Raw genomic sequence first — 10,491 nt, forward strand, 5'->3', positions numbered from 1 at the left:
ACAATGCGCACCTGATCGCCTTACAGGAGCTGACGCAGCAACTGGTCGTCTCCGGTCAGGCCGTCAGCAAGTCGCTCAGATCCGGACCGCTCGTGACCCTTCGACGGGCAGCGGCGGCAGGCTGCACTAATAACTGGAATAACCGGAGGTTTTGCTGCTGGCTAACTGTTGAGCTTGCCAAAATAAAACAACATTCAAGAAATTTTAAAGTTGGAAAAATAAAACTACCGGGATAACATACTTCGCGTTCATTGAATGATGGTCTTAAGCGGACTGTTCAATAAGTCGACGTGGAGTGAACGTGGCAGCTGCAGAATATATCCAGCAAGCACCCCATGCCCCGCCAGGGGACGCCCCGATACCGCCAGATAGCGGACTCATTAGTTTGATCACGATCGCCGGGTTTCATGGTATCGCTGCCGATGCGGCGCAGTTAAAACATGGGTTCAGCCGTGGGCCGGCCTTCTCCGATGAAGAGATTCAACTGGCAGCGGGCAGCCTTGGCATGAAGACACGTATTCTGCAACAGCCGTTTGCGCGGCTCGGCAAGGCCCCCCTCCCTGCCATTGCGAAAAGTGACGACGGCCGCTACTTCATCGTGGCAAAAATAGAGCATCGTCCGGCGCGCCAGTCCGGCAATGACCATGCAGCGCAACGCGACAATATGGAGGCAGACGTCGGCCTGGCGCGGATTCTGATACAGCATGCGAACGAGCCCGTGCAGATAGTCGACATGAAGACATTCGCGGAGCAATGGAGCGGATGGCTGATCCTTTTCACCAGCAAAGCCAGTTTCGCCGGCGAGGTGGCCAAATTCGATTTCACCTGGTTCATTCCGTCCGTTATCAAGTACCGACGCCTGCTGGCGGAGATCCTTGCCATTTCGTTGGTGTTGCAAATCATTGCATTGATCACGCCCATGTTTTTCCAGGTGATCATGGACAAGGTACTCGTCAACCATGCGATGAAGACGCTGGACGTGATCGTCATCGGCCTGGTGTGCGCCGTAGTGTTCGAGGTCGTACTCACCGGTATCCGCAGTTACGTGTTTTCCCATACAAGCAGCAAGATCGACATTGAGCTGGGTGCGCGACTGTTCAGGCACGTGCTAGCCCTTCCTCTAAGCTATTTCGAGACCCGCAGAGTCGGCGATTCTGTCGCCCGTATCCGGGAACTCGAAAATATCCGGGCGTTTTTGACAGGCAATGCCATCACCGTACTGCTGGACCTTAGCTTCTCGTTCGTGTTTTTTGCCGTGATGTTCGCGTACAGCCTGAAACTGACATTAGTCGTAGCCGCGTCGTTGCCGTGTTATTTCATCCTCACGCTGGCGTTCACCCCGCTCATACGACGGCGGCTTGACATCAAATTCAGCAGGAACGCCGAGAATCAGTCATTCCTGGTCGAAACCATCAGCGGCATCGATACAGTCAAGGCGCTGGCCATCGAGCCGCGCTGGCAGCAGTCATGGGAGAAGCAGCTAGCCGGATATGTGACCGCCGGCCTTTCCGCCACCGTGGCGTCAACTGTTGCCAGCAACGGGGTGACGCTGATCGGCAAGCTGACCACCGTCGGCATCTTATGGATAGGCGCCAACCTGGCTCTGGCGGGCGATCTGACCGTGGGTGAGCTGGTCGCCTTTAACATGCTGGCGTCGCAAGTATCGATGCCGGTGCTTCGGCTGGCACAACTATGGAACGATTTTCAGCAGGTGGGCATCTCGATGCGCCGCCTCGGTGATGTGCTCAACGCCCCCACCGAGCTTGGTTCGCGAAAAAGCCGCATCCCGAAACTGCAAGGTGCAATTGACTTCGTGGCAGTCTCCTTCCGTTACCGTCCCGACATGCCCGAGGTTATCCGCAACCTGCACCTGCGAATCTGTCCTGGTGAGGTCATTGGTATCGTGGGACGCTCCGGCTCAGGAAAAAGCACGCTGACCAAGCTGGTTCAGCGCCTTTACGTTCCAGACTGCGGCCGTGTCATGGTAGACGGCCACGATCTCGCGCTGGTCGATGCCGCATCGCTGCGTCGCCAGATCGGTGTGGTGCTCCAGGAGAACATGCTATTCGCCCGCAGCATCCGTGAAAATATTGCCGTAACTGCCCCTGCCTGCCAGCTGGAAGCCGTGGTCGCTGCCGCCACCCTGGCCGGTGCGCATGAGTTCATCTGTGAGCTGCCCGAGGGATACGATACCATCATCGGCGAGTTTGGCAACGGACTCTCGGGTGGCCAGCGGCAGCGGATTGCCATTGCCCGCGCGCTGTTGACGAACCCGCGCATCCTGATCTTCGATGAAGCCACAAGCGCACTGGACTATGAGTCGGAAAGCATCATCCAGAACAATATGCGGCGCATCAGCCAGGGACGCACCGTGCTGATTATCGCGCACCGGCTATCGACTGTGCGCCATGCAGACCGGATCGTCGTACTGGAGCGTGGAGAAATCATCGAAACAGGATCACATGCGGAGCTGATGACGCATCCGGGCGGTCTGTACGCCCAGTTGCATCAGTTGCAGTCGATCGGCAGCCAGGCTGCCGGAGCAGCTCAGTGAGCGTGCGTCTTCGTCTTCGTCTTCAGGCGCACGGTGAACTGCTGCTGCGGTACGTCAGGCTCACTGCCCACCATTGGCAAAACCGTCGGCACATGGCACCGGGGACTTACAGGAGCACAGAAGCAGAATTTCTTCCGGCTGCGTTGTCACTGATCGAACAGCCTGTCTCTCCCACTATACGGTGGAGTGCCAGGACCGTCCTGATAATGACGGTCACTTCAGTTGCCTGGGCCATCGTCGGACGCGTGGACATCGTCGTCGTCGCTGCTGGTAAAGTCATCCCGAGCAGCCGGGTAAAGACAGTTGCCTCCGTTGAAACCGCGAGTGTCCGGGCCATTCATGTGAGAGAAGGACAGGCGGTCAAAGCAGGAGAATTGTTGCTCGAACTCGATGCAGGTGTCACCGAAGCAGACAGCGGCAAAGCGAAGGCAGATCTGCAGCGCGCCACGCTGCAGGCTGCTCGCGCCGCAGCAATGGTCGCCGCGCTGGAGCGGTCCAGCCGGCCGGTACTGACTGCGCATGCGCAAGCACCGGGAGCCGCGATGGATATCGCTCCCGAACGGTGGCGCGCCGAGCAACGCCATCTCGACGGCAGCTACCTGGACTTCGTGGCGAAGCGCCAGCGGCTTGATGATGAGATTGCGCGTTGCCAGCAAGCCTTGCCGCTCGCGGCAGCCCGTGCAGAAGAGCTGCACGCACTGCTGCAGGATCGCGATGTAGCCCGACATGCATGGTCACAGCAGGAGCAGGCGCGCGTCGACCTGCAGGGGCAGCTCGCAGGCGCAAGGAATATGCGCCAGCAACTGCTGTCGGAAACGCGGCGGGAGGCGCTCGACCAGCTTAGCGAGGCCACGGCTGTTATCGAAGCGACGCGCCAGGATGTGGCGCGGGCGGAGGTGCGCAGGATGCTCATGCAACTGACCGCCAGCGTGGACGGAACCGTGCAGCAGCTCACCATGCACACGGTAGGTGGCGTGGTCGCCGCCGCACAGCCATTAATGCAAATCATACCGCTAGGTGACGCAGTGGAAATTGAAGCCTATATCGACAACCGTGACATAGGCTATGTTCAGCAGGGCCAGACAGCTGTCGCGAAAATCGAGACTTTCGACTACAGCAAACATGGAACAATTCCGGCAGTGGTGGAGCAAATCGCTGGCGATGCGATGGAAGATCAGAAGAAAGGGCCCGTCTACGCCACCAGGGTGAGGCTGCTGAAAAACTCGATCATGGTGGACGGCCACCCGCGCCCGCTAGTTCCAGGCATGGCTGTGAACGTCGAAATCAAGGCGGGAGACAGGCGCCTGATCGATTACGTGCTCTCGCCACTGATACGCCACACCAGCGAGGCCATGCGTGAACGGTAAGCTGGCGCTGATCGCAGGCGGGCACCTGGCGCCGATCACGCTCGCGTGTATGACGTTGTGGACGTCCCCGACCGACTGCGCAGCGCGGCCGTCGAACACCATCGTCCCGCCTGCATCGATATCACCCCATGGCCAGGTATTCAGCAAATGGCTGGCCGATCCACTCTCCGCAATGCCTGAAGCCGCGCAGCGTTATGGAGCAACCGCCGACGGCACTGCGCCAAAGTGCGCGGAGGAAACTAACGCAGCGTCCCCGCTGACGCTCGCCGTTGCAGTCGAGCTCGCTATATGCCGTAGCCCTGACCTGGTTTCCACGTGGGCAGGCATCAAGCTTCGCGCCGGTGCCTTGGGAGAGGCGCGCGCAGCCTACCTGCCAACGATTTCGACACAGGCCAGTCGGCAGCGCACGGATAGCACCAACGCGGATGAGATGCGGACTTCGGTTCGCGGCTATGGCATGTCGATAGGCATGAACTGGCGCCTGTTCGATTTTGGCACCCGCTCAGCGCAGCAACGGAAGGCAAACGAGTTATTGCTTGCTGCGCTGGCTGAACACGATGCGACTTTGCAAAAAATGTTTGCAGAAACCGTGCAAGCCTATTTTGACACTGGCACTGCCCGCAGCGCTTGGCAGGACAGCATCCACGCATCTCAGCTGGCCGAGCAAACGGTGGCCAGCGCCATGCGTCGCGAAAGTGCAGGCACAGCGTCCCGCGGAGACGCCCTGCAGGCAATTGCCGCACATGCCAAGGCCCGGCTGGACCAGGGGCGGGCCCACAGCGCATACGACAAGCTGGCGATGGCGTTCAACATCAGGATGGGGCGGCCGGTAGACTTGCCGCTGGTGCTTGCACTCGACAACGATGAGGAGAATGGCGAGCCCGGCCTGGAGACCGTCAGCGAAGATGTTGTGGGTGACCTGAACAGCTGGCTGATTGCGGCGCGCTCGCATCATCCAGCCATGCACGCGGCTCAGGCACGCTGGCGTGCTGCCAGCGCCGCCTTGGCGGCAGCGCAGGTCGAAGGTGCGCCGGCGATAGATTTATCCATCAATGCTTACCGCAATGGCTACCCTGGACAAGGCCTGTCCAGGAACCCGTCGCACGTCAGCACGCTGGGGATCGCGGTCAGCTTCCCCCTGTTTGACGGGTTCGCGCGCGGCTACCGTATCAAGCAGGCGCGCGCCCAGGAACAGCAGGAGCAGGCAGTGATGGACAACACCGGCCAGTCTATCGTACTTGACGTCGTCAACCTTCATACCGAGGCGCGCACCGCCATCAGCAACCTGCGAGCTTCAAGGCAGCTGATTGAAGCAGCCGATGAGGCGCTGCACAGTGTAAACCGAAAATATGCGGGTGGCGTCGCTGATATCCAGGAGCTGCTTACTGCGGAACGCGCCGCTTCCGAAGCACACCGGGAGCGGACCCGCTGCCTGGCCGAATGGCGCGCCGCCAGGATGAGGCTGATGGCCTCCGCAGGACTGCTCGGCTTTTCGTTAATGCAGGACGCAACCTTTGAACGACATGACTGACCAAAAATTTCTGGACACTGAAACGCTGGCCTCTGAGGCATCCTCCTTGAGATCGGTAGCACAATTCAAGGACTGGACGCGCACCAGGCTGCGCCGGGTATTTCCACATGGCGCGCTCGGATGTGGGTACGGCCGCTTGCATGCCGGTGGCGTGGCGATCGATGGCATCATCGCGGTCGACTATCCGCTGGCGCACCTGCGTAACATTTGCAACGCAGCCGGCGGCATCGACACACCGATCCTGCGAAGGTGGCTGATAACCCGTGAACCGCAGTTATTCGACGCATCCGCCCCCGAGCCTGATACCCCGCCGGACTGGCTGGCCAACTTTCGCGCTGCCGACATGCGCAATGCAGCTGCGCATGCCGTGTACGACACGCAGCGGTGCATGGGCACCTATCACAGTTTTCACCGCATCCCCGGCCGCCTCGGCGCCAGCCATGCCCTTCAGCTCAAGGAACTTGCGCCCATTCTGCACGAAACCATGTGCCGGCTGGTTGGACCGCTCTCGCCGCAACTTCAGGATACGTCACCGCTGGCGGGCTTGTCTCCGCGTGAGCGGGAAGTGCTGGCATGGGTGGGCCAGGGAAAGCTGAATAACGAAATCGCCCAGCTGCTTTTCATCAGCGAAATCACAGTGAAACACCACCTGACCAATATCTTTCAAAAGCTTGGCGTCTCCAACCGCGTCCAGCTCGTCCGGATCGCTCTGGAAGAGGAAGCTCGCATGAGAGACGGCTACGGCTTGCGCGTGCTGTAAACCGGCACCAACGTGCCATTGCCGCGTCCCGGCAAGCGGCGATAAGCTTGCTGCATGACGGTTACTTTGTTGCGTCGAAAGGATTACCTATGAAGACTTCTATGGCACGTTTTTCGGCAGCATTGGGACAACGCATGGTGCACCACGTCCTCATGCTCGTTACGCTGGCATGCTCTTGCGTCTGCGCTCTCGCACAGGAGGGCCAGGCCATCGAATACCTGGCGATGGACAGCAAGGGAACGCGGTTTGTCATCCAGTACCGCAACGCATCCAATCACCGCCTGGTGTTGGCAGATACAGGCAGCGGCGCGATGCAGATCATTGCCCAGCCCGCAAACGAGCGCTGGCGGTGGCCTGTTTTTTCTGCTGACGGCAAATGGATCGCCATCAATAGTTGCGCCATCGGCGGCGACGGCCGCGTGCAGGAAGAAACCTCGCGCATCGATGTGATGCGTGACGACGGTAGCGAACGCCGGACGATTGTCGCGGCCGATGGGAGTGCCCATGGCCCGTTCTCGTTTTCGCCTGACGGGCAGCGTCTCGTGTTTGGCAAGGGCCGCGTGCGAGACTCGCGTCGACCGACAGACTTCGACGTGTATGAAGTTCGTCTCGATGGCAGCGCGCCGAGACAGGTGTTCAACACGCAGTTCTACCAGGTTTCCAGCGTGGGCTATTACGCCGAAAAATTCTATCTAACCGGCCAAGCTCCGCTGCGCTACCTTGTTGGCACACAGCCAGCACCTGCCACGTATGTCCCGAATGCGCCGCAAGCGGACAAGGCGCTATGGGGTATGCAGAACAACAGCTTGCTGTATATCCCCGGTGACACGTCCAATGCGCTCGTTCCTTTCGTCAGTTTTGACTACACGGGCGGCGCGATCCTGCCATGGCAGCAGCAACAGGAGATCGAAGCAGTGCGGGTGGCGGCCGGTACGCAACGTTTGTTTGCCGTCATGCGCCATCGTGAGTACCCGCAGAATCGGAAGATCAGACACTACATCCGCGACGTGTTCGTCATGGAACCGGACCGAAGTTTTCGCCGCCTCACTCACTTCAATACCGTGCAGTTCAAAGGTTTCGACGTCACGCCTGACGGACGTTACCTGGCGGTCGTACCCGTACCCGAGCCGGGGGATGCATACAGGACTCCCGCTTTTCACCGCATCGATACTTTCAGTGGCGACGACAGGGTTTTTCAACTCGATTTTTCCAGACTATTTTTAACCAGCCATTGAGGAGATTGCGCCATGCCAGGAATTTCGATCATCCCGGGAACAACGTTTCGCGCCAGTGATTATGTCCCAGTCTACGGCAACTACTGCGGTCCTGGCTGGACAGGGGGACAGCGGGGGGGCGACTACAGCGCGGCCCCCATCGACGCCATGGATGCGCTCTGCCGCGATCATGATATCCAGTACGGGTATGCTGCGAACGATGCGGCAAATTCGGCGCGTATCATCGTTGACGCGGATATTGCTTTATTACGCGGCATCAGTAGCCTGTTGGCGCAAAACGCCTTGCCGAATACGCCGCCTGAAATGCAGCTCGATGCGGCGGGAATCGCCTACGCAGGGCTTGCTGCCCAGGCATTCTCGGCCAAGGTCATGACTATCGATACCTACAATGGTTTCAAGGGCGAAATCCAGAACATGCTTCAGGGAATGTCGGATTTTATCCGTCAACGCAGTGGTGTGCCGCTCAGTTACACTGACCAGTTCGGGACCACCGGCACGCTGACGCTTGATGACACCGGCCACCTCCTGATGACGAGTCAAACCACGCTCGATGATGGCTCAACGTTGTTTTCCGAAACGATTTCCTCTGCTTTCGAGGACAGCGCAGGCGAGGTCGGATACGTTACGGCACTCGATGGCAGCGTCGCTGCATTCGCCAATGGCGATGGCGAGTCCGTATCGCATGCCAATGCCGAGGTATGGGTTGCTGAAGACTCGACCGTCGCGATCGACCAGCCGGGCAATACGGTGCATGCTGCGGGCCAGGATGAGATTAACGTTTACACCAACAATACCACCGTCTCGGCGAACGACTCGGAGATCAACTTCTGCTACACCGACTACGAGAACAACTATGTCGAAGGCTACGACAACACGGTCGAGTTTTACTATACGCCGAGTTGCTATTCCGGCGCGTACGGATTCCGCCATGAAGGAGGCGACAGCCGTAACGTTGGCTTCACCTTCGAAGAGCTTGACGATACACCGACTGTTGGCGCGGGCCATGGCGGCATCCGGCACGCATCGGTGAAGGTGTCATCGGCAACCCCGGTGTCGGTCGAGCAGTTAATTCAGTCGATCGCCGCCTTCGGCACGCGCTCCGAGGGCGTTATTGATGGCTTCTCCTTCAGTACGAGCGCCGTCCCGGACCCCGCCGCACGGACATCGTGGCGGGGTTCTGACCTTCTGGCGATGTCGCGATAAACACCATGGCCGGCGACATCTTGCATGACATGGCGGCTTCCGCCCGCTACGGACCGCAGGGACCGCGTCGCCATGTGACAGCGCCCCCCTCGCGAATACTCAGGCAGGTCGTTGGCAGCCGCTGCCGCGATGTGCTGTTTTCCCTGTTATGCGGATCGCACGCGACGGGAAATGCGCATAGCGAATCGGACGTCGACATGCTGGTAGTCGAACGCCAGGTTTTCAGCGCCCGGCGCATGGTTTTCCAGCAGGAGGGATATCTCTTCGACCTCCATATCCATGATCCGGAAACGCTGACCTTTACGCTGGCGGGTGAGCGCCGCGCCGGCCCCATTCCAACGTTGCACATGGTTGCGCATGGGAAGCCATTCGGGCCAGCAGACGCGATTTATGAGGATATACATGCCGGCGCAAGGGCCATGCTTGCTGCCGGGCCAACTGATCCCAACTGGATACTGGTACGCCATCAGTTGACGGAGCTGTTGAGTGATCTTGCGGCATGCGAGAGCCAGGAAGTCTGCCGATGGCTCGCAATGAGCTTGTATCGCGAGATTATCAATGCCTACCTGCTGCACCGTGGCCGCTTCCCGTGCGAGTTTGGAAACATTGCGCGTTCGGTGCAAAAGCTGGCACCAGCATTCGGCAGTCTGCTGACCGGCGCGTGCGACCGACTTTTTATCGGCCAGGACGCTGCGGATCTGCTAACCATCGGGTACCAGGTTCTGCAGGAAATCGGTGGTCCGTTGACCGCTGGCTTCAGCTTCCAGTTCCCGGCGCACTTTCGTGCCCCCGCTGCAACCTCGCCTGCCAGACCTGCAGCATGACCGCCGATCTTCGCGACCGGGTTGACAGAATTGTCCGAGCGCGGTATCCCGGCCACGCGTTTGTCTTGTTGCATGGTTCAAGCCTGCGCGGCGCTGCGCGCGCCGACTCCGATATCGATCTGATTGTGGTCTACGCCGAAGAGACCGCGCCGTACCGGCAGTCGTTCGTCGACGCCGGAAAAATATTTGATGTTTTCGTCTACGATGCTCAATCTTTGCATTACCTGTTGCATGCAGGCCGACAAAACCAGCAGACGGTGATCATCGATATCGTGTGCACCAGCATCACGCTGCCCAAGGAAACGGAGGTTTCCGACTACCTGAGACGTACCGCCCAGCGGCTCAAGCTGGCGCCACTACCCCCGCAGTTGTTGCCGGATTGCGGCCTCCTGCCCTTTCGCGTGGCAATGACCAACTTGCTACGCGACCTACGCGCAGCAACACAGCAACGGGAACTGACGTCACTTGCGATTGAATTATTCATGTCGGCTTCCACTTCCATGCTGCGCAGCCGGGGAGTCGGCGGCCACACAAGGAAGCACTGGCGCCGCGCACTGGCCACGGAGGCTCCGGATCTGTTGCACGATCTGGAATCAGCATTTGAGCTCGCTGTGCGGACCAACGACGCTACCGCCCTGGCCCTAGTCGGCGATCGTGTACTGGCGCAGCATGGCGGGCCACTTGTGTCTGATTACACGATCCCACTGGGGAAAATACGCCGACTTCCTCTGCGTTTGTAGCTATCCGATTTTCTGCGTTCAATTCAATCGGCACAAGATCACCAATGGCTGGAAGTCTCCATCAACCGATTTCTCCTGTGGCCTGGAACCGTCCGGGATACAGCGTCTTTTCCTCATCGAACTGTATCAGTTTTAAATCGCCGTTGACACTGTCAACAGCGATTGAAAACTGATACAGTTTTGGCGCTCGCAGCGATTTAAAACTGATACACCTCCGTCACCAGCACGCGCTGGATTTTTCCTCTTTTCGTAGCCCGGTCAAGCAGCCAGGTCGCCC

8 protein-coding genes are annotated in these 10,491 nt (G+C 59.2%); all 8 read left to right on the plus strand.

All coding sequences use genetic code 11. The features are described from left to right. Window positions 1-319 precede the first annotated feature (319 nt). Complete coding sequence (locus tag F8197_RS05955) at window positions 320-2,554, plus strand: type I secretion system permease/ATPase (RefSeq protein WP_373996804.1); 2,235 nt, start codon at window positions 320-322, stop codon at window positions 2,552-2,554. A gap of 206 nt (window positions 2,555-2,760) precedes the next feature. Then, window positions 2,761-3,921, plus strand: a complete 1,161-nt coding sequence (locus F8197_RS05960) for an HlyD family type I secretion periplasmic adaptor subunit (RefSeq protein WP_229214464.1) — start codon at window positions 2,761-2,763, stop codon at window positions 3,919-3,921. After that, entirely contained in the window at window positions 3,911-5,452 is a 1,542-nt protein-coding gene (locus F8197_RS05965; protein WP_152880708.1) for a TolC family protein, read from the plus strand. The genes F8197_RS05960 and F8197_RS05965 overlap by 11 nt, the downstream gene beginning before the upstream one ends. Then, the gene (locus F8197_RS28825; RefSeq protein ID WP_227012127.1) at window positions 5,445-6,212 is read left to right on the plus strand and encodes a helix-turn-helix transcriptional regulator; all 768 of its coding nucleotides are present in this window, start codon (window positions 5,445-5,447) and stop codon (window positions 6,210-6,212) included. The genes F8197_RS05965 and F8197_RS28825 overlap by 8 nt, the downstream gene beginning before the upstream one ends. Window positions 6,213-6,301: 89 nt before the next feature. Then, window positions 6,302-7,447: a PD40 domain-containing protein gene (locus tag F8197_RS05975; protein ID WP_152880710.1), complete on the plus strand. Its 1,146-nt coding sequence runs from the start codon at window positions 6,302-6,304 to the stop codon at window positions 7,445-7,447. Between the two features lie 12 nt (window positions 7,448-7,459). Next, window positions 7,460-8,650 (plus strand): hypothetical protein, encoded by a 1,191-nt coding sequence (locus F8197_RS05980; protein WP_152880712.1) that lies wholly within the window; start codon window positions 7,460-7,462, stop codon window positions 8,648-8,650. 197 nt (window positions 8,651-8,847) lie between these two features. Then, window positions 8,848-9,474, plus strand: coding sequence for a hypothetical protein (locus F8197_RS28515; RefSeq protein WP_193333343.1), 627 nt, complete (start codon window positions 8,848-8,850; stop codon window positions 9,472-9,474). Continuing rightward, window positions 9,471-10,214: a nucleotidyltransferase domain-containing protein gene (locus F8197_RS05990; RefSeq protein ID WP_193333344.1), complete on the plus strand. Its 744-nt coding sequence runs from the start codon at window positions 9,471-9,473 to the stop codon at window positions 10,212-10,214. The genes F8197_RS28515 and F8197_RS05990 overlap by 4 nt, the downstream gene beginning before the upstream one ends. Window positions 10,215-10,491 lie beyond the last annotated feature (277 nt).

Source organism: Duganella sp. FT27W, from assembly GCF_009295655.1.
Lineage (GTDB): Bacteria > Pseudomonadota > Gammaproteobacteria > Burkholderiales > Burkholderiaceae_D > Rugamonas > Rugamonas zoogloeoides.

Bases quoted from the DNA above. Each gene is read 5' to 3' on its own strand.
- F8197_RS05960 (WP_229214464.1), top strand. From the start codon at position 2,761: ATGACGGTCACTTCAGTTGCCTGGGCCATCGTCGGACGCGTGGACATC.
- F8197_RS28825 (WP_227012127.1), top strand. From the start codon at position 5,445: ATGACTGACCAAAAATTTCTGGACACTGAAACGCTGGCCTCTGAGGCA.
- F8197_RS05975 (WP_152880710.1), top strand. From the start codon at position 6,302: ATGAAGACTTCTATGGCACGTTTTTCGGCAGCATTGGGACAACGCATG.
- F8197_RS05980 (WP_152880712.1), top strand. From the start codon at position 7,460: ATGCCAGGAATTTCGATCATCCCGGGAACAACGTTTCGCGCCAGTGAT.
- F8197_RS28515 (WP_193333343.1), top strand. From the start codon at position 8,848: ATGCTGGTAGTCGAACGCCAGGTTTTCAGCGCCCGGCGCATGGTTTTC.
- F8197_RS05990 (WP_193333344.1), top strand. From the start codon at position 9,471: ATGACCGCCGATCTTCGCGACCGGGTTGACAGAATTGTCCGAGCGCGG.